The organism is Intestinirhabdus alba, from assembly GCF_009711095.1.
Taxonomy (GTDB): domain Bacteria; phylum Pseudomonadota; class Gammaproteobacteria; order Enterobacterales; family Enterobacteriaceae; genus Intestinirhabdus; species Intestinirhabdus alba.
The window spans coordinates 42,169-59,547 of record NZ_WMJZ01000023.1; the positions used below are offsets into that span (position 1 = coordinate 42,169).

General features: G+C 60.0%; 19 protein-coding genes. 13 read left to right on the plus strand and 6 right to left on the minus strand.

The window, feature by feature from the left end:
- Positions 1-132 precede the first annotated feature (132 nt).
- The 5 genes from ppiA (at position 133) to argD (ending at position 3,680) form a co-directional block, all read left to right on the plus strand.
- Entirely contained in the window at positions 133-705 is a 573-nt protein-coding gene (gene ppiA / locus GJV78_RS16020) for a peptidylprolyl isomerase A (protein ID WP_155109273.1), read from the plus strand.
- Positions 706-1,016: 311 nt separating this feature from the next.
- The gene (locus GJV78_RS16025) at positions 1,017-1,184 is read left to right on the plus strand and encodes a YhfG family protein (protein WP_167519604.1); all 168 of its coding nucleotides are present in this window, start codon (positions 1,017-1,019) and stop codon (positions 1,182-1,184) included.
- Positions 1,174-1,776, plus strand: coding sequence for a putative adenosine monophosphate-protein transferase Fic (locus tag GJV78_RS16030; protein WP_155109275.1), 603 nt, complete (start codon positions 1,174-1,176; stop codon positions 1,774-1,776). The genes GJV78_RS16025 and GJV78_RS16030 overlap by 11 nt, the downstream gene beginning before the upstream one ends.
- 34 nt (positions 1,777-1,810) lie before the next feature.
- The gene (pabA, locus tag GJV78_RS16035; RefSeq protein ID WP_155109276.1) at positions 1,811-2,374 is read left to right on the plus strand and encodes an aminodeoxychorismate synthase component 2; all 564 of its coding nucleotides are present in this window, start codon (positions 1,811-1,813) and stop codon (positions 2,372-2,374) included.
- An 85-nt stretch (positions 2,375-2,459) separates the two neighbouring features.
- Positions 2,460-3,680, plus strand: coding sequence for a bifunctional acetylornithine/succinyldiaminopimelate transaminase (argD, locus tag GJV78_RS16040; RefSeq protein ID WP_155109277.1), 1,221 nt, complete (start codon positions 2,460-2,462; stop codon positions 3,678-3,680).
- Between the two features lie 17 nt (positions 3,681-3,697).
- Here argD and GJV78_RS16045 read toward each other — a convergent pair whose 3' ends face one another.
- Both GJV78_RS16045 and crp read right to left on the minus strand, forming a co-directional pair.
- On the minus strand, positions 3,698-5,782 hold the full coding sequence (locus GJV78_RS16045; protein WP_155109278.1) for a YccS/YhfK family putative transporter: 2,085 nt from the start codon (positions 5,780-5,782) through the stop codon (positions 3,698-3,700).
- 45 nt (positions 5,783-5,827) lie between these two features.
- The gene (crp, locus tag GJV78_RS16050; protein ID WP_000242758.1) at positions 5,828-6,460 is read right to left on the minus strand and encodes a cAMP-activated global transcriptional regulator CRP; all 633 of its coding nucleotides are present in this window, start codon (positions 6,458-6,460) and stop codon (positions 5,828-5,830) included.
- A gap of 304 nt (positions 6,461-6,764) precedes the next feature.
- Between crp and GJV78_RS16055 the strand changes: the two genes are divergently transcribed.
- Entirely contained in the window at positions 6,765-7,169 is a 405-nt protein-coding gene (locus GJV78_RS16055; protein WP_155109279.1) for an OsmC family protein, read from the plus strand.
- 31 nt (positions 7,170-7,200) lie between these two features.
- On the opposite strand, the gene GJV78_RS16060 is transcribed toward GJV78_RS16055, so the two are convergent.
- The 4 genes from GJV78_RS16060 to GJV78_RS16075 form a co-directional block, all read right to left on the minus strand.
- Positions 7,201-8,070: a phosphoribulokinase gene (locus GJV78_RS16060; RefSeq protein WP_155109280.1), complete on the minus strand. Its 870-nt coding sequence runs from the start codon at positions 8,068-8,070 to the stop codon at positions 7,201-7,203.
- Between the two features lie 29 nt (positions 8,071-8,099).
- Positions 8,100-8,318, minus strand: coding sequence for a YheU family protein (locus GJV78_RS16065; RefSeq protein WP_155109281.1), 219 nt, complete (start codon positions 8,316-8,318; stop codon positions 8,100-8,102).
- Positions 8,315-9,337, minus strand: coding sequence for a hydrolase (locus tag GJV78_RS16070; RefSeq protein WP_155109282.1), 1,023 nt, complete (start codon positions 9,335-9,337; stop codon positions 8,315-8,317). Before GJV78_RS16070 ends, GJV78_RS16065 begins: the two co-directional genes overlap by 4 nt.
- Positions 9,338-9,418: 81 nt before the next feature.
- Positions 9,419-10,138 carry an NUDIX hydrolase gene (locus tag GJV78_RS16075; RefSeq protein ID WP_155109283.1) on the minus strand — a complete coding sequence of 240 codons (720 nt, stop codon included), beginning with the start codon at positions 10,136-10,138 and terminating at the stop codon, positions 9,419-9,421.
- A 192-nt stretch (positions 10,139-10,330) separates the two neighbouring features.
- Between GJV78_RS16075 and prs the strand changes: the two genes are divergently transcribed.
- The 7 genes from prs to mdcE all read left to right on the plus strand — a co-directional run bounded on the left by prs (position 10,331) and on the right by mdcE (position 17,358).
- Positions 10,331-11,188 (plus strand): ribose-phosphate diphosphokinase, encoded by an 858-nt coding sequence (gene prs / locus GJV78_RS16080; RefSeq protein WP_155109284.1) that lies wholly within the window; start codon positions 10,331-10,333, stop codon positions 11,186-11,188.
- 13 nt (positions 11,189-11,201) lie between these two features.
- Positions 11,202-12,692 carry a nicotinate phosphoribosyltransferase gene (locus tag GJV78_RS16085; RefSeq protein ID WP_155109285.1) on the plus strand — a complete coding sequence of 497 codons (1,491 nt, stop codon included), beginning with the start codon at positions 11,202-11,204 and terminating at the stop codon, positions 12,690-12,692.
- Between the two features lie 218 nt (positions 12,693-12,910).
- Positions 12,911-14,566: a malonate decarboxylase subunit alpha gene (gene mdcA / locus GJV78_RS16090; RefSeq protein WP_155109286.1), complete on the plus strand. Its 1,656-nt coding sequence runs from the start codon at positions 12,911-12,913 to the stop codon at positions 14,564-14,566.
- The gene (locus GJV78_RS16095) at positions 14,566-15,423 is read left to right on the plus strand and encodes a triphosphoribosyl-dephospho-CoA synthase (RefSeq protein ID WP_155109287.1); all 858 of its coding nucleotides are present in this window, start codon (positions 14,566-14,568) and stop codon (positions 15,421-15,423) included. Before mdcA ends, GJV78_RS16095 begins: the two co-directional genes overlap by 1 nt.
- Before the next feature lie 9 nt (positions 15,424-15,432).
- Positions 15,433-15,732, plus strand: a complete 300-nt coding sequence (mdcC, locus tag GJV78_RS16100; protein WP_155109288.1) for a malonate decarboxylase acyl carrier protein — start codon at positions 15,433-15,435, stop codon at positions 15,730-15,732.
- Positions 15,725-16,558, plus strand: coding sequence for a biotin-independent malonate decarboxylase subunit beta (locus GJV78_RS16105; protein WP_155109289.1), 834 nt, complete (start codon positions 15,725-15,727; stop codon positions 16,556-16,558). Before mdcC ends, GJV78_RS16105 begins: the two co-directional genes overlap by 8 nt.
- Entirely contained in the window at positions 16,558-17,358 is an 801-nt protein-coding gene (mdcE, locus tag GJV78_RS16110) for a biotin-independent malonate decarboxylase subunit gamma (protein WP_155109308.1), read from the plus strand. Before GJV78_RS16105 ends, mdcE begins: the two co-directional genes overlap by 1 nt.
- Positions 17,359-17,379: the final 21 nt, after the last annotated feature.

The following is a 17,379-nucleotide window of genomic DNA, read 5'->3' on the forward strand; positions in this document are numbered from 1 at the left end:
AATCACATTTAAAGCGGGCTTTAGCGGATTACATTTGTTTCAGATTGGTAAAATTAGGTAAAGGGATAGCCTTGACATAGAAGGCTCTTTAGAATCAAAAAGACTTGTTTCTGCTCAACTTAAGGACATCACATGCTCAAATCCACACTGGCGGCTGTTGCAGCTGTTTTCGCGCTTTCAGCCCTCTCTTCCGCAGCGCTGGCAGCGAAAGCGGAGCCACACGTTCTGCTCTCCACCTCCGCGGGTAATATTGAGCTTGAGCTAAACAGCCAAAAGGCACCGGTTTCCGTACAAAACTTCGTCAATTATGTTAACAGCGGCTTTTATAACAACACTACCTTTCACCGCGTGATCCCCGGCTTTATGGTACAGGGCGGCGGTTTCAACGAGCAGATGCAGCAGAAGAAGCCCAACCCGCCGATTAAAAATGAAGCCGACAACGGGCTGCGTAACGTGCGCGGCACGATAGCCATGGCGCGTAGCGCCGATAAAGACAGCGCGACCAGCCAGTTCTTTATTAACGTTGCGGACAACGCTTTTCTCGATCACGGCCAGCGCGATTTCGGCTATGCGGTGTTCGGGAAAGTTGTGAAAGGGATGGAGGTGGCCGATAAGATTTCCCAGGTGCAGACGCACAACGTTGGTCCCTATCAGAATGTCCCCTCAAAACCCATCGTTATCCTTTCCGCTAAGATTCTGCCGTAACGCTTCTCCGCGCGGGCCACAGCGCCCGCGCAGCGCCGCCTACCTTATTCTTATCTGAAAACGCCCGGCGCGTTGAGCCGCCGCAGGCTGTCCACGGGAGCGCCCGCACGTAATCTTCCGAAGCACAGGCTATGACTGGCTATACTCTGTGACTGGAGCGTGACAAAACGACCATGAACCACGCCGCGAGGCGGCGGCCCGTAAGGGCGAGGCTCAGGGAGGTGCCGGGTCATTCCGTAGCCGCCGCACAGGCGGCCTGATGTTTAACGACGCCATCCTTGTGCAAACAGGGATCTGACGGAGAAGCACCAGTGAAGAAGCTCACCGAGAGACAGAAATCCCGCCTGTGGGAACAGCTGCGCAACGCGAATTTCCAGGCCAGTTACCGCCTTGAGGGGATAGATATTCCGCAGGTGACGTTAACCGCCGAACAGGCGCTGCAGCGCATTGAGACGTTAAGGGGGCGCGATGAGCGATAAATATGGCGACGGGCGCGATCCCGGACTCTACGCCGGCCTGAACGTGCTGCGCAACCGCTTAGGGATTCGCCAGGCCCGGCGGCTTGAGCAGGTGACCCGGGAGCTGACCGCCCTGCGCGCCGCCACGATTGAACTGGGGCCGCAGGTACGCGGCCTGCCCTGGCTGTGCGCCATTCACCGCCAGCTCTATCAGGATATTTTTGACTGGGCGGGCCAGCTGCGTGAAATTGATATCTACGAGGGAGAAACCCGCTTCTGTCATTTCGCCTATCTCGAAAAAGAGGGCAACGTCCTGATGCAGCGCCTTGAGGAGGAGGGCTACCTGGCCGGATTGCCGAAGGATAAGTTCGTTGAACGTCTGACCTGGTACTACGGCGAGATTAACGTTCTGCACCCGTTTCGCCTCGGCAATGGGCTGGCGCAGCGCATTTTCTTTGAACAGCTGGCGATCCACGCCGGCTATACGCTGGACTGGCGCGAAATTGGCGTAGCGGAGTGGCGGCAGGCCAACCAGAGCGCCGCGATGGGCGATCCGGCGGCCCTTGAGGCGATATTTCGACAAGCAGTAAGCGAAGCCGGGGAAACGGCGTAAAATAGCGCGTTTCTTCCGCTATACCGGAGCCGCGATGATCCTGCTTATCGACAATTATGACTCTTTTACCTGGAACCTTTACCAGTACTTTTGCGAGCTGGGCGCGCATGTGCAGGTCAGGCGTAACGATCGGCTAAATCTGGCGCAGATCGAGGCGCTCGCCCCGCGAAAGATCGTTATCTCCCCCGGCCCCTGCACGCCGGATGAGGCGGGTATTTCGCTGGCGGTGATTAAACAGTATGCCGGTCGACTACCGATTCTCGGCGTTTGCCTGGGGCACCAGGCGATAGCCCAGGCGTTCGGGGGGGCGGTGGTTCGCGCCGCCAGGGTGATGCATGGTAAGACCTCGCCGATAATTCACGGCGGAAAGGGGGTTTTTCACGCTCTTCGTTCTCCCTTAACGGTTACCCGCTACCATTCGCTGATTGTCGATCCCGCCACGCTGCCCACCTGTTTTGAGGTGACGGCCTGGAGCGAAGCCGGGGAAATTATGGGGATTCGCCACCGTGAGTGGGATCTGGAAGGGGTGCAGTTTCATCCGGAAAGCATTCTTAGCGAACAGGGGCACCTGCTGCTGGAGAACTTTCTTCGCCGCTGATTTGTAGTTGCCATCGCGTGATTTTTTATGCATATTTCGTGATTATATTTTCACATCTCTTTCGGCATAACCGGGTGGCTATAAGATGGCAACTGAACAAACTGCAATTACCCGCGCGACCTTTGATGAGGTTATCGTGCCCATTTATGCTCCGGCGGATTTTATTCCGGTAAAGGGCAGGGGCAGCCGGATCTGGGATCAGCAGGGTAAAGAGTACGTTGACTTCGCGGGCGGTATCGCGGTGACCGCGCTGGGCCACTGCCATCCGGCGCTGGTGGCGGCGCTTCACGCTCAGGGCGAAACCCTGTGGCACACCAGCAACGTGTTCACCAACGAGCCGGCCCTGCGTCTGGGGCGCAAACTGATCGACGCGACTTTCGCCGGGCGCGTGCTGTTTATGAACTCCGGCACCGAGGCCAACGAAACTGCCTTTAAGCTGGCGCGCCACTACGCCTGCGTGCGCCATAGCCCCTTCAAAAGCAAAATCATCGCCTTTCATAACGCCTTTCACGGCCGCTCGCTGTTTACCGTCTCCGTAGACGGCCAGCCGAAGTATTCTGACGGCTTCGGGCCGAAGCCGGCGGATATTATCCACGTGCCGTTTAACGATCTGCATGCGGTGCAGGCGGTTATGGATGACCATACCTGCGCGGTAGTAGTGGAGCCGATTCAGGGCGAAGGTGGCGTGACGGCGGCAACCCCGTCGTTTTTGCAGGGGCTGCGTGACTTGTGCGATCGGCATCAGGCCCTGCTGGTATTTGATGAGGTCCAGTGCGGAATGGGGCGGACCGGGGATCTGTTCGCCTATATGCATTACGAGGTAACGCCGGACATCCTGACCAGCGCTAAGGCGCTGGGCGGCGGTTTCCCGGTGAGCGCGGTGCTGACAACCCAGGAGATCGCCTCTGCGTTTCACGTCGGCTCCCACGGCTCCACCTACGGTGGCAATCCGCTGGCCTGTGCGGTGGCGGAGGCGGCGTTTGATATTATCAACACGCCAGCCGTGTTAAACGGCGTACGGGCTAAGCGGCAGAAATTTGTTCAACATCTGCGGCGGATTGACGCGCAATTTGAAATTTTCAGCGATATTCGCGGCATGGGGCTGCTGATTGGCGCGGCGCTGAGGCCGCAGTACAAAGGTCGGGCGCGGGATTTTCTCTATGCCGCGGCGGAGGCGGGAGTGATGGTGCTCAACGCCGGGCCTGACGTGATGCGTTTCGCCCCGTCGCTGGTGGTGGACGAGGCGGATATTGATGACGGCATGGCGCGCTTTGCGCGGGCGGTGGCGAAGGTGCTGGCCGCCTGAGGGCGTGGCCGGTGTCGTTATCCGCTGCCTGGGCCACGCAGCCGTCGGCTGAGCCAGTTGCCGTGGTGCGGACGCTGACGCCAGGCCACCGACGAGATAGTATGCATGGTGTTGAGATGGCCCAGCACCCGCTGCAGGTGCTGCTCCAGCGTGCTTAACGGGCCGTGGGACAGCGGTTCAGATGATTCAAGCACGTTACCGGTGCTGCCCGGTCCGTCGTACTCCAGCCGCTGCTGGCAGCGCTGGAGGGCAATTTCACAGGATTCCAGATAGCGCTGCGCCAGCTCCGGCGTCAGCATGGTGTGCTCGCGCGCCAGGGTGGTCATGGCGTTAATATGCTCGACGATAAACTGGCTGTGGGTGACCCACAGCTTCATATCATCCAGATAATTACTGTTAAAGCCCGGCTCCTGCATCGCCTGGTTCAGGGAGTTAAATAGCGTATTGTGCGCCTGGTTAACCCGCATTCGCTGATACGCCAGCGGAGTGGCCTGCGGGTCGTCGCTGAGGATCAGGCGGATAGCCTGCTGGTCCGCCTCCAGCGCGTCGTGGGCGTTTTTACGCAGCAGGCCGCTCTGCCACTGGGGCCACAGCCAGACGGTGCCGCCGAAGGCAATCAGGCAACCTATCACTGTATCGACAAAGCGGGGAATAATAAACTGCTCGCCGTTGAGGGTCAGCAGCTGCAGGGTATACACGGCGGTCACCGTAAAGCCGACGGTGGCCCAGCCGTAATTTTTACGAATGATCAGATAGCTTCCCAGGGTGATTATCAGCATTAGCGCCAGCGTGTAGCCCTGGGGGATATGAAAGTGCAGCGCCACCCCCGCCACCACCAGCCCCGCCAGCGTGCCCGCCGAACGATGCAGAATGCGCACCCGCGTTGCGCCGTAGCCGTTCTGGGTAACGAACAGAATGGTCATTAAAATCCACCAGGGCTTGGGCAGTTGCAGAGCGCTGCCCATCAGGCTGGCGATGCTCAGCATTACGCTGATGCGCGCGGCGCTGCGCAGCGCCGGTGATTTAAGCGAGAGATAGCTTTTTAGCGCCGGCAGCAGCGGCAGCCGACGCTGCTTGTCGGCCATCAGATCGCGGGCGTAAAGCGGTCGCTGGGTGCGCAGGACGCGAGCGATGCGGCTGAAGTGCCAGTAGCAGAACTGGCCAACCGGATTTTCCGGGTGCTGATTGGCGATCTTTTCCAGCGCGCCGATCTGCTTGCGCATGGAAAAGCGCGTCGGGAGCCGGTGATACAAAATGTCATCGGCCAGCACGCGCAGGCGAGCGGCGACGGTCCTGGCGTTCCAGCGGATCACCGCTTCGGCGTGGCTGCGTTCTACCAGTTTCTGCACCTCTTCCGGCTGATGCAGGCTGACGGAGATATGCTCCTGGAGATCCAGCGCCTCCTGAAAGACGCGCAGCATACGCCGGTAGTCGGCGCTGTGGTGCGCCGAGAGCATATGCATCTGCTGATAGCACTGGGTGATCAGATCGACCGCCTTCTGCTGGCGTACCAGCAGCGGCGGCAGCGCCTTTTCCGGATCGATATGCTGGGTCAGCAGGCTGTATTTGGCTTCGCAGTAGGCGGCCAGTTCGCGGTACAGCAGGCTAAGGGATTCGCGCAGCGGCTGTTCACGCCACAGCCAGAACCAGAACCAGTTGAACAGGCCGTACCACAGGGTGCCCAGCGCGTAGATCAGCAGCGGCTCCCAGACGGGCATGTTGCCCGCCAGGCTCAGGGTGAAGATGGCGGCGATCAGCGAGGCGGGCAGCAGCCGGGCGTGCAGCGCGCTCAGTTCGGCGGTGACGCCAAGGATCATCGCCAGCCCGGAGAGGATCAGCGGCAGCGGCACCGCCTGGGCCAGCAGCAGCTGCACCACCAGGCTACACCCGGCGAACAGCGAAGCACCGATAATTAAACGTTTAAAAAAGCGCTTGTGCGGCGTATCCAGGCCCGCGATATTGCAGCAGGCGGGAACAAGAGAAAAGAGCAGGCCCAGATGGAGCTGGCCTGCCAGCAGGCCGATAACCACGGGTAAGCACAGCACCAGCGTCTGGCGTAGTGCGTAGTTGATCTCCGGGTGATAAATCAGCCTGCGCCACATCGGTGAGATAAAACGGCACGCCGGACGGCGCGCCGCTCCGATGGTTTAACGGGTGCCGTAAACGACGATGGTCTTACCGTGCGCGGAGATCAGGTTTTGATCCTCGAGCATTTTCAGAATACGGCCTACGGTTTCGCGGGAGCAGCCCACGATCTGACCAATCTCCTGGCGGGTAATTTTAATCTGCATTCCGTCCGGGTGGGTCATGGCATCGGGCTGTTTCGCCAGGTTCAGCAGCGTCTGGGCGATGCGGCCGGTAACGTCGAGGAAAGCGAGGTTGCCGACCTTTTCCGAGGTCACCTGCAGGCGACGCGCCATCTGGGAGGAGAGGCGCATCAGAATATCCGGGTTCACCTGGATCAATTGACGGAATTTTTTGTAGGAGATTTCAGCCACTTCGCAGGCCGTTTTCGCCCGAACCCAGGCGCTGCGCTCCTGGCCCTCTTCGAACAGGCCCAGTTCGCCAATAAAATCGCCCTGATTCAGATAAGAAAGGATCATCTCTTTCCCTTCTTCGTCTTTGATCAGCACTGCCACTGAGCCTTTAACGATGTAATACAACGTTTCCGCTTTTTCACCCTGGTGAATCAGCGTGCTCTTTGACGGGTACTTATGAATATGGCAATGAGACAAGAACCATTCGAGAGTCGGGTCTGTTTGCGGTTTGCCAAGCACCATGCGCGGTTATCCTCTGTTATAAGCTGTCTCCGAAGCAAATACGACGTGGCTCCGGGGTTGCAAAAATATGCTTCCCGCTACCTGGGAAGGGGCTGTCAAAAAAGCGCTGCAGCCTGTAATGTGATCTCCTCTGCATATAGGCAGAACGTCAATATATTACCGTAGCTTCCCGATTGTTTTAGCATAGCTTTTGCCGTGTGTCTCCTGGTGTCTCGCTTCAGCATGACGCAGGTCGCCTTCCGTTGCGAGATTTAACGCAGGCGCGTAATCTGTCGGGAAAAATGCAACACTGGAGTGACAAAATATGCAAGCGCGCGTTAAGTGGGTTGAGGGGTTAACCTTCCTTGGGGAGTCCGCTTCCGGACATCAGATCATGATGGACGGTAACTCCGGCGACAAGGCACCCAGCCCGATGGAAATGGTGCTGATGGCCGCCGGCGGCTGTAGCGCCATCGACGTCGTTTCTATTCTGCAAAAGGGCCGCCAGTCGGTGACCAACTGCGAGGTAAAGCTGACCTCCGAGCGCCGCGAGGAAGCGCCCCGGCTGTTTACCCATATCAACCTGCACTTTGTGGTCACCGGTCGCGATCTGAAGGACGCCGCCGTGGCGCGCGCGGTCGATCTGTCGGCGGAGAAGTATTGCTCCGTGGCGCTGATGCTGGAAAAAGCGGTAAACATTACCCACTCGTATGAAGTTATCGTCGCCTAGACGTTGCCGGACGGCGCTGAAACCGCCGTCCTTAGCCGATCTGTTTTCCTTCCATTAGCCGCTGCACCAGCGGCAGCATGATCAGCTCCATCGCCAGACCCATCTTGCCCCCCGGCACCACTAATGTATTGATGTGGGAAATGAATGAACCTTGTAACATCGCCAGCAGCCAGGGGTAGTCGATGCCTTCCAGATTGCGGAAGTGGATCACCACAAAACTTTCGTCCAGCGAGGGAATGCCTCTGGCGGCGAACGGGTTGGACGTATCCACGGTCGGCACGCGCTGAAAGTTAATATGGGTCCGGGAGAACTGCGGGGTAATAAAGTTAATGTAGTCGTCCATTGAGCGAACCACGGAGTCCATTACCGCCTCCCGGGAGTGGCCGCGCTCGCTGGTATCGCGGGTAAGCTTCTGGATCCACTCAAGGTTGACGATGGGCACCACCCCCACCAGCAGATCGACATGGCGCGCCACGTCGTGCTGCGGCGTGACAACGCCGCCGTGCAGCCCCTCGTAAAACAGCACGTCGGTGGGCTCCGGCAGCGGCTGCCACGGGGTAAAGGTGCCGGGTACCTGGTTCCACGGCACCGCTTCATCATAGGTGTGCAGATATTTTCGCGCCTGGCCCCTGCCGCTCTGGCCGTAGCCGGCGAAGGTTTGCTCCAGCAGGCCGAAGTCGTTGGCCTCGGGGCCAAAGTAGCTGATATGCCGCCCGGCGTCGCGCGCTTTGCGGATCGCCATATCCATCTCCGGACGGGTATAGCGGTGAAAGCTGTCGCCTTCCACTTCCGCCGCGCGCAGGCCCAGCTGGGCGAAAATCTTACGAAACGCGAGGCTGGTGGTGGTGGTTCCCGCGCCGCTGGAACCTGTTACCGCAATTACCGGATGTCTGGCGGACATAGCAACTCCTGGCTGGAAAGTGGTAGAGATCAGACGTGAAGCTGGCCGCGCGGCATAATATTGATCGTCTCGTGCAGTTCGGACCACACCAGCACAACATCGCCGCTTTTCAGCTGCCGCTTGACGTCGGCAACCTTCTGTACAAGCGTTCGTTCATGCTCACCATAATCGGTGCCTTCACGCAATACAAAGCTTTCAATCAGGTTGTCGAGCGTCTCCGGGGCCAGCTCCTGCCAGGGAATAATCATTTTACACCGTCCAGATAGGGGGTTAACCAGTCGGGGATCCGCCTCTCCAGCCACATCTGCGGCCGTCGCAGCGTACCGCCGACGAAGCCAACGTGGCCGCCGCGTTCGGTCAGCTGGTAGTGCACGTTGGCGGGAAGCTGATCCTGGGCCGGAATCGAGTGATGATCCATAAAAGGATCGTCTTTAGCATGGATGATCAGCGTCGGTTTGGCGATCCTGCCGAGCAGCGGCATGGCGCTGCACTGGCGGTAGTAGTCAATAGCGTCGGCGAAACCGTGAATGCGGGCGGTGATCAGATCGTCAAATTCGCGGATACGCCGCACGCGCCGGAGCTGCTGCAGGCTGACAGGCAGGGTATCCGGCCAGGCCTTCAGCTTGCGGGCGGCGTTGGCCTTCAGCAGATTAAGCAGGTAGCGCTGATAGATCCGCGAGAACCCCTTATCCATGTGATAGCTGCACTGCTCCAGCATAAAGGGGGCGGAAACAATAACCGCCGCGTCGACGGGCGTCTCCTTGCCCTCCTGGGCCAGCAAACAGGCCAGCATATTGCCGCCGAGCGAATAGCCGACCGCCGCGGTTGGCGCGACCCCCCAGGTCCGCCGCAGCCAGTGCAGAAACCAGCTGCCGTCTCCGGTTTCCCCGGAGTGATAGATCCGCTTCTGGCGGTTTGGCTCGCCGCTGCAGCCGCGAAAATGCATCACCACTCCGAGCCAGCCGCGCGCCTTTGCCGCGTGGATCAGGCCGTGAACATAGGGGCTGCGCAGGCTGCCTTCCAGCCCGTGAAAAACCACCAGCCGTGGCTTATGCCGGGCCTGCTGTGGATCTTCGCTCCAGGCCAGATCGACAAAATCATCATCGGGTAACTCCAGGCGCTGCCAGTGGGCCTTAAACTTCACCCGGCGGCGGAGCAGCCGCGGCAGCATCGTTTGCAGATGGCGATTAGCAAACCCGCGCAGGGGGCGAAACTCGTGCGAATCGTGGGCCGGCGGGGCTATTTCTGTGGGGGTAATCTCAGGCATAGTTCCAGGATAATAAGCGGACAAGAACAAATACTATACCGCGCGACGCGGGCGCAGGTTAGCCAATATCGGACTTTACCGCTAATCGGCCAGCAGGTTGCGTGAAAAAAGGTGAATGTCGACGCCGGGCTTGCGCCGCCACAGCCGGGCCTTGCGCGCGCCGGTCGCCAGGCTTTCGCCGGTCTCTTCAAACATGCCCGAAGCCTCAAAACGGCGAATCAGGCTTTTACGCTGGATAGGCTGGCCGAGAACAATTTCGGTCGCCTCCTGCAGCTGTCCGTGGGTAAAGGTGTCCGGCAGGCAGTAGACGGGCAGTAGTGAATACATCGTCTTTTGCCGCAGCCGGCGCAGGGCGGCGGCAACGATCTCGCCGTGATCGAAGGCGAGCGGGTAGTCGCCCAGCGCTCCCACCGGCACCCAGCGGGCGTCGCTGACGCTGGTGATGCGCGGCTGGCAGTCTGCCCAGGCAATAAGGGCAAACCAGGCGACGGTCAGGCTCCAGCCGCGCGGGTCGCGATCCGGTCCGGAAAAGGTGTCCAGCTGCTCCAGCCAGGCGGGGGAGATCCCGGTTTTTTCCGTCAGTTTGCGTAGCGCGGTGGCGCGGGTGGAGTCGTCGTGGGCCATATCGATAAAGCCGCCCGGCAGCCCCCAGCGCCCTTCCTGGGGCGGCTGCGCCCGCTCAACCAGCAGTACGCAGAGCGCCTGCTGGTGCAGGGTGAACAGCACGCTGTCTACGGTGACCAGCGGCGCAGGAAAGCGGCTGGCGTCGTACTGCTTCAGATAGGCGGCTTCGGTAGTCATAGGCTTCTCGCAGAGAATCGGAACGTTGCACAGTGTACCAGTCCGTGAGGGGGCGGCAAGTGGCGTTTTTTCATCAATATAATTAAAGGATTAGCTTATGTTGATAAAAAAGCATCATTTTGCTTGCCAATTTAGTGTCACAAGGACATTATTAATTGTGTCTCATAGACACAATTAAAGGCAGGAGGACCCATGACTGAAAAATTGACCTTAACCCTCGATGAGCGCCCGCTGGCGATCGCTCATGGTGTTTTTCCGGACGGGGCGGTATGGCTGAAGGTGATCGACCCGCTGCCCTCCTCTGCCCGGCTGATGCGCATCCGCGCCGTCGCCATGGGCGATATGAACGACTTTATGCTGCTGGCGCAGCTGGTGGAGGCGGTGCGCCATCGTACCGACGTGTTGGTCAGCCACCTGGAACTGCCCTGGCTGCCGTGGGCGCGACAGGATCGACATATGGTCGCCGGAGACAGCCTGGCGCTGAAGGTTTTTGCCAGCCTGCTCAATACCCTGCGGTTTGACAAAGTGAAAGTGCTCGATCCGCACAGCGAGGCGGCCGCCGTGGTTGATAACCTGGTGGCGATCCCCCAGCACCGCTGCCTGATGCAAAGCGCGACCCTGCGCCGCCGGTTTGCGCAGCAGGCGCTGATGCTGGTCGCGCCGGATGCCGGCGCGCTGAAAAAAATCGACGGCGTCGCCAGAGCGGCGGGGAGCGGGGAGTATGCCATTCTCAGCAAACGGCGCGATGTGGCGAGCGGCAAGCTTTCCGGCTTTACGCTGATGGCGGGCGCGGTAAAGGGGCGGGATCTGCTGATTGTCGATGACCTGTGCGATGCGGGCGGCACCTTTATCGGTTCGGCCCAGGTGCTGCGCGACGCCGGTGCCCGCAGCGTCAGCCTGTATGTTACCCACGGCATTTTCTCCAGAGGCGTGGCGCATCTGCTGGAGAACGGTATTGACGCCGTCTGGACCACTACCTCTTTCGCCGCGCCGACCCTGGCGCATCCGCAGCTTGAACTTATCGACGTTGACGCAATTTACCGCGCCTGAGGGAGAGAAAATCATGAAGATAAACCCCATTCTGGCCATTGATGGCTACAAAGTGTCTCACCGCGTGCAGTATCCGGCGGGAACCACCCGCGTATACGCCAACTTTACGCCGCGCAGCGATCGCTTCTTTCGCTCGCCGCTGGCGGACGGCAGGCTGGTCTTTTTTGGCCTGCAGGGCTTTATACAGTGGTTTCTGGTGGATCTGTTTCACGACGCCTTTTTCGCCCGGCCGGAGGCCGAGGTGGTGGATGAATATAAGCGGCTGATGGACGGCTATCTGGGGCGCGACGCCGTTGCCGTTGAACATATTCGCGATCTGCACCGCCTGGGCTACCTGCCGTTGCATATTAAGGCGCTGGACGAGGGCAGCAAGGTGCCGATGGCGGTGCCGGTGTTAACCATCGTCAACACAAAGCCGGCGTTCTTCTGGCTGGTCAACTACCTGGAAACCGTGCTGTCGGCGGAACTGTGGAAGGCCTCCACTAACGCCACCATCGCCCACCATTACCGCAAAATCTGCGCCCGCTGGGCGGAGCAAACCTGTAGCGATCTGGCGCATCTTGATTTTCAGTGTCATGACTTCTCCTTTCGCGGGATGTCTGGCCTGCAGGACGCGATGCAGGCGGGGGGCGGGCATCTGCTGAGCTTTAAGGGCACCGACAGCATTCCGTCGCTGCACTACGTGCGCGATTACTACACCGACGGCGGGGACTACTTTATTGGTGCCGGCATTCCGGCCACCGAGCACAGCGTGATGTGTATGGGCGAACGCGAACACGAAATTGAGACGTTCCGGCGGCTGATCGTCGATCTCTATCCGCAGGGCTTTATATCGATTGTTTCCGATACCTGGGACTACTGGCGGGTGCTGACGGAGTACGCGCGCGAGCTGAAGCCGCTGATTATGGCCCGCGAAGGGCGGGTGGTGTTTCGCCCGGACAGCGGCGATCCGGTGGCTATCCTCTGTGGGACGGCGGCGGACGACGACCTCAGGCCGGAGCGCAGCGCCGAAGAGAAAGGCTCTGTGGAGGTGCTGTGGGAGCTGTTCGGCGGCAGCATCAACGATAAAGGCTATAAGGTGCTCGATCCGCACGTCGGGCTGATCTATGGCGACTCCATCACCCTGGAACGGGCAAACGAGATCCTGCGCCGCCTGGCGGCAAAGGGCTTTGCCAGCTCAAATGTGGTGTTCGGCGTCGGCTCTTTTACCTACCAGTACACTACCCGCGACACCTTTGGTTTTGCGATGAAGGCCACCTGGGGGGAGGTGAATGGCGCAGGACGGACTATCTTTAAAGAGCCGAAAACTGATAACGGCCTGAAGCGTTCCGCCCGCGGCCTGCTGCGCGTGGCGCGCGATGAGCAGGGGGAGCTGCGCCTGTACGATGAGCAAACCTGGGCCGGAGAGCGGGAGGGCGAGTTGAAAACCCGTTTTCTTGACGGCAGGCTTTATCATTGCGAGCACTTCGAACAGATCCGCCAGCGGCTGGCGGCGCAGCGCTGACTGACGTAACGCGATCGCCAGAGCCTGTCTTTGCGCCGGATCATTATCCGGCGATTTTCTCTCTGCCATGTATGTTGATCTCTGTCACAAAAACTTACCGAAATTATTACTCTCAGGCTAACAATACTCCTCTACGCTTAATTGATAGGTTGCCTGTCATAGCGCAAACTTTACTCAACGTAAGCAATCAAAAGATGTGCTGAATCAGGAGGTTAATAATGTTATCTGGGCAAACACCGACCCGGTCATGGAATACGCGACGCACTGAGAAGCAGCGTCGTCTGGCTTCCGTCCCGGTGCAGGGCAAGGTTCTGCCAACTGGCGACCTCGTCGCTATGCTGGAAAAACTGCTGGCGCCAGGCGACAGAGTCGTACTGGAAGGGAATAACCAGAAGCAGGCGGACTTTCTTTCCCGCTCGCTTGCTGAAGTCAACCCGCAAATTGTGCACGACCTGCACATGATTATGCCGAGCGTCGGGCGTAGCGAACATCTCGATATTTTTGAAAAAGGCATTGCCCGCAAGCTGGACTTCTCCTTCTCCGGCACTCAGAGCCTGCGTATTTCGCAGCTGCTGGAAGATGGGCAGCTCGAAATTGGGGCGATTCACACCTATATCGAACTTTATTCTCGCCTGTACGTTGACCTGGCACCGAACGTGGCGCTGATCGCCGGCTTTAAAGCCGACAGTAAAGGTAACCTCTACACCGGACCAAGCACCGAAGATACCCCGGCGCTGGTTGAAGCCGCGGCTTTCCACGACGGCATCGTTATCGCACAGGTTAACGAGCTGGTGGACGATGAGACCGACCTGCCGCGCGTAGATATCCCCGGCTCATGGATCGACTTTGTGGTGGTGGCCGACAAGCCGTTCTTTATTGAACCGCTGTTCACCCGTGACCCGCGCCTGATCAAGCAGGAACATATCCTGATGGCGATGATGGCGATCAAAGGCATCTACGCTGAACACCAGGTGCAGTCGCTGAACCACGGTATCGGCTTTAATACCGCCGCCATTGAGCTGCTGCTGCCTACTTACGGCGAACAGCTGGGCCTGAAGGGTAAAATCTGTAAGCACTGGACCCTGAACCCGCATCCGACGCTGATCCCGGCGATTGAGAGCGGCTGGGTTGAGAGCGTGCACTGCTTCGGCGGCGAGCTGGGGATGGAAGAGTATATCCGCGCCCGTCCGGACATCTTCTTCACCGGTGCTGACGGCTCCATGCGCTCTAACCGCGCCTTCTGCCAGCTGGCGGGCCAGTATGCGGTGGATATGTTCATCGGTTCTACCCTGCAGGTTGACGGCTACGCCAACTCCTCTACCGTGACCCGCGGCCGTCTTTCCGGCTTCGGCGGCGCGCCGAATATGGGTCATGACCCGCACGGCCGTCGTCACGCCACGCCGGCGTGGCTGAACATGATCACCGAGCCGGATCCGATGCAGCGCGGGAAAAAACTCGTCGTGCAGATGGTGGAAACCTTCCAGGCGGGCGTGAAGCCAACCTTCGTGGAGAAACTGGACGCCGTTGAGGTTGCCAAAGCTTCCGGTATGCCGCTGGCACCGGTGATGATCTACGGCGATGACGTTACCCACGTGCTGACCGAGGAAGGTATTGCCTACCTCTACCGGGCAAAAGACCTGGAAGAACGCCGGGCAATGGTCGCTGCCGTAGCCGGTATTACCGACATCGGCCTGGGCGTTGACGCCAAACGTGTAGCCGAACTGCGCCAGAGCGGCAAAGTGCTCTACCCGGAAGATATGGGCATCCGCCGTACCGACGCCACCCGCTCTCTGCTGGCGGCCGGCAGCGTCTCCGAGCTGGTCGAATGGTCCGGCGGGCTTTACAACCCACCTGCGAAATTCCGGAGCTGGTAATGAAACTACTGTCCCGGATTCAGGCCGAAGGCGGCGCTGAATGGCTGGCGCGAGCCGCCACCCAGTGTCTGATAGACGAAGCGCGACTCAGCCCTAAGCCTGGTCTGGTGGACAGTCGGGGGAATGGCGCGCATCACGATCTGTCGCTTGCGCTGATGGAGCGCTCTGCGCACAGCCTGACCCCCACGTTTCAGGCGCTGGCGCAGCAAAGCTGGCAGCGTCCGGCGGACGTTGCGCTCAGACAAACCATTGGGCGGCTCGGTCGGGAAGGTGAACGACAAATGATGGCGGCCACCGGCGGGGTGAACACCCACCGCGGCGCGATCTGGGCGCTGGGGCTGTTGGTGAGCGCCGTGGCAATGCTCGGCGGCGCGGGCCATGCGCAGCAGATCGCCAACGTGGCGGCGGAGCTGGCGAAGCTGCCGGACCCCGCCGCGCCGAAGGTCTTTAGTAAAGGGCTGCGCGCCACGCACCGCTACCGGGTGCCGGGCGCTCGCGAAGAGGCACAGCAGGCGTTTCCGCATGTGATGCGCCACGCTCTGCCGCAGCTGCGGCTAAGCCGGCTGAACGGCGGCAGCGAGACTCACGCCAGGCTCGACGCGCTGATGGCGATTATGACCTCCCTGAGCGATACCTGCGTGCTCTCCCGCGCCGGGCTGGAAGGGCTGGAAGCGATGCAGGCCGGTGCCCACGCGGTGCTCAGCGCCGGCGGCAGCGCCAGCCCGCAGGGGCAAGCGGCCCTGGCCGAGCTGGATCGCCGGATGCTGGCGCTTAACGCATCGCCCGGCGGCGCGGCCGACCTGCTTGCCGCCACGCTGTTCCTTGACCGCATCGAAACGCCTTACATAGCGAATTAAGAGGATGTTATGGAAAAAATTACATTAACTGTGCCTGCCAGCCGCGCCTCAAGCGGCAAGGCGCTGGCAGGGGTTGTTGGCTCCGGCGATATGGAGGTGCTGTTTACCGCTGAATCGGGGCAGACGCTGACCATTGAAATTACCACCTCCGTTGACAACAGCCGCGGCCGTTGGGAAGCGCTGTTTAACCGTCTGCAGACCGTCAGCAGCCTGCCGGCCGGTCGGCTGACGATTCACGACTTTGGTGCTACGCCGGGCGTGGCGCGCATCCGTATCGAACAGGTATTTGAAGAGGTGAGCTATGCGTGATGACCGCAGTTTTATCGAATTAAAAGCGCGTCAGCGCGCGCAGGCGCTTCTGGATGAGGGCAGCTACCGCGAACTGCTGGACCCGTTTGAGGGGATCGTCTCCCCGTGGCTGGGGCCGCAGGGCATCGTTGTACAGGCGGATGACGGCATGGTGGTCGCTAAAGGCACCATCAACGGCCAGCCGGCGGTCGTGGTGGCGATTGAAGGTGCCTTCCAGGGCGGCAGCATGGGCGAAGTGTCCGGTGCCAAAATGGCGGCGGCGCTGGAGCTGGCGGCGGAAGATAACCGCAACGGCATTCCCACTCAGGCGGTACTGAGCCTCGAAACCGGCGGCGTTCGTCTGCAGGAGGCCAACCTCGGCCTGGCGGCGATTGCCGATATTCACGCGGCGATTGTCGATCTGCGTCGCTACACGCCGGTGGTTGGCATCGTTGCCGGCACCGTCGGCTGCTTCGGCGGGATGTCTATCGCCGCGGGGCTGTGCAGCTACTTAATCGTCACCCGCGAAGCGCGTCTTGGCCTGAACGGTCCGCAGGTTATCGAACAGGAAGCGGGCATTGAAGAGTATGACTCTCGCGACCGTCCGTTTATCTGGAGCATGACCGGCGGGGAAATCCGCTATCAAAGCGGCCTTGTGGACGCGCTGGTCGACGACGGTGTCAACGCGGTGAAACAGGCGGTAAACGACGCCATCGCCAAAGGCGTGCCGGCGCAACATCGCACCGACAACTACGACTGGTATCTCGATCGCCTGAGCCATTTTGATACTCAGAAACAGGCCGATACCGAACAAATTAAAGCGCTTTTTGCCCGGGAGGTGAAATGATGACTCGCTCAGTAAGCCGTGGCGAATTATGGCTGGAAACGCTCGCCCCTAACGCTACCCGTCTGCCAGGGCTTTGCCCTTCCGTTCAGGCGGCGGATGGCGAAATTAACGGAGAAACGGTGCGTTTCATTGCCGTGGTTCCCGATGCGAATAACCACTACCCGCGCGCCGCGCTGGGTGAAGTGGGTCTGCTGGAAGGCTGGACCCTGGCCAAAGTGGTCAGCGAAACCGTCGCCGCCGACGCGGACAAAGCCGTTAAGCGCCCGATTATTGCGGTAATTGACGTGCCCAGCCAGGCCTACGGTCGTCGTGAAGAGGCGTTTGGTATTCACCAGGCGCTGGCCGGAGCCGCGGCGGCCTACGCCAACGCACGGCTGGCCGGTCACCCGGTGATTGGCCTGATCGTGGGTAAAGCTATGTCCGGCGCGTTCCTGGCGCACGGCTACCAGGCTAACCGCCTGATCGCCTTTAACGACCAGGGTGTGCTGATCCACGCGATGGGGAAAGAGTCCGCGGCGCGCATTACGCTGCGTACCGTTGACGCGCTGGAAAAACTGGCGGCGACCATTCCGCCAATGGCCTATGACATCAGCAACTACGCCACCCTGGGGCTGCTGGAGACGCTGCTCAACATCAGTAACCCGGATGCGCCTTCCGCAGACGATCTGGCGCAGGTGAAAACCACCCTGCAGCAGGCCATCAACGACGCGCGTCAGGACCCAACGCTGAAAAGCCGCCTGGGCGCTGACAACCGCCACAGCTCCGCCCTGGTTCGCGAACGGATGCGGGCAAGCTGGTAAGTAAAAAAGAGACCTGCCGGG

What these genes read in the sequence shown, in the direction of transcription:
- mdcC (WP_155109288.1), top strand. Translation starts at nt 15,433, where the DNA reads ATGGAAAAAATTACATTAACTGTGCCTGCCAGCCGCGCCTCAAGCGGC.
- GJV78_RS16030 (WP_155109275.1), top strand. Translation starts at nt 1,174, where the DNA reads ATGAGCGATAAATATGGCGACGGGCGCGATCCCGGACTCTACGCCGGC.
- GJV78_RS16095 (WP_155109287.1), top strand. Translation starts at nt 14,566, where the DNA reads ATGAAACTACTGTCCCGGATTCAGGCCGAAGGCGGCGCTGAATGGCTG.
- GJV78_RS16085 (WP_155109285.1), top strand. Translation starts at nt 11,202, where the DNA reads ATGAAGATAAACCCCATTCTGGCCATTGATGGCTACAAAGTGTCTCAC.
- GJV78_RS16060 (WP_155109280.1), bottom strand. Translation starts at nt 8,070, where the DNA reads ATGTCCGCCAGACATCCGGTAATTGCGGTAACAGGTTCCAGCGGCGCG.
- GJV78_RS16045 (WP_155109278.1), bottom strand. Translation starts at nt 5,782, where the DNA reads ATGTGGCGCAGGCTGATTTATCACCCGGAGATCAACTACGCACTACGC.
- mdcE (WP_155109308.1), top strand. Translation starts at nt 16,558, where the DNA reads ATGACTCGCTCAGTAAGCCGTGGCGAATTATGGCTGGAAACGCTCGCC.
- prs (WP_155109284.1), top strand. Translation starts at nt 10,331, where the DNA reads ATGACTGAAAAATTGACCTTAACCCTCGATGAGCGCCCGCTGGCGATC.
- GJV78_RS16065 (WP_155109281.1), bottom strand. Translation starts at nt 8,318, where the DNA reads ATGATTATTCCCTGGCAGGAGCTGGCCCCGGAGACGCTCGACAACCTG.
- GJV78_RS16070 (WP_155109282.1), bottom strand. Translation starts at nt 9,337, where the DNA reads ATGCCTGAGATTACCCCCACAGAAATAGCCCCGCCGGCCCACGATTCG.
- GJV78_RS16075 (WP_155109283.1), bottom strand. Translation starts at nt 10,138, where the DNA reads ATGACTACCGAAGCCGCCTATCTGAAGCAGTACGACGCCAGCCGCTTT.
- mdcA (WP_155109286.1), top strand. Translation starts at nt 12,911, where the DNA reads ATGTTATCTGGGCAAACACCGACCCGGTCATGGAATACGCGACGCACT.
- pabA (WP_155109276.1), top strand. Translation starts at nt 1,811, where the DNA reads ATGATCCTGCTTATCGACAATTATGACTCTTTTACCTGGAACCTTTAC.
- argD (WP_155109277.1), top strand. Translation starts at nt 2,460, where the DNA reads ATGGCAACTGAACAAACTGCAATTACCCGCGCGACCTTTGATGAGGTT.
- ppiA (WP_155109273.1), top strand. Translation starts at nt 133, where the DNA reads ATGCTCAAATCCACACTGGCGGCTGTTGCAGCTGTTTTCGCGCTTTCA.
- crp (WP_000242758.1), bottom strand. Translation starts at nt 6,460, where the DNA reads ATGGTGCTTGGCAAACCGCAAACAGACCCGACTCTCGAATGGTTCTTG.
- GJV78_RS16105 (WP_155109289.1), top strand. Translation starts at nt 15,725, where the DNA reads ATGCGTGATGACCGCAGTTTTATCGAATTAAAAGCGCGTCAGCGCGCG.
- GJV78_RS16055 (WP_155109279.1), top strand. Translation starts at nt 6,765, where the DNA reads ATGCAAGCGCGCGTTAAGTGGGTTGAGGGGTTAACCTTCCTTGGGGAG.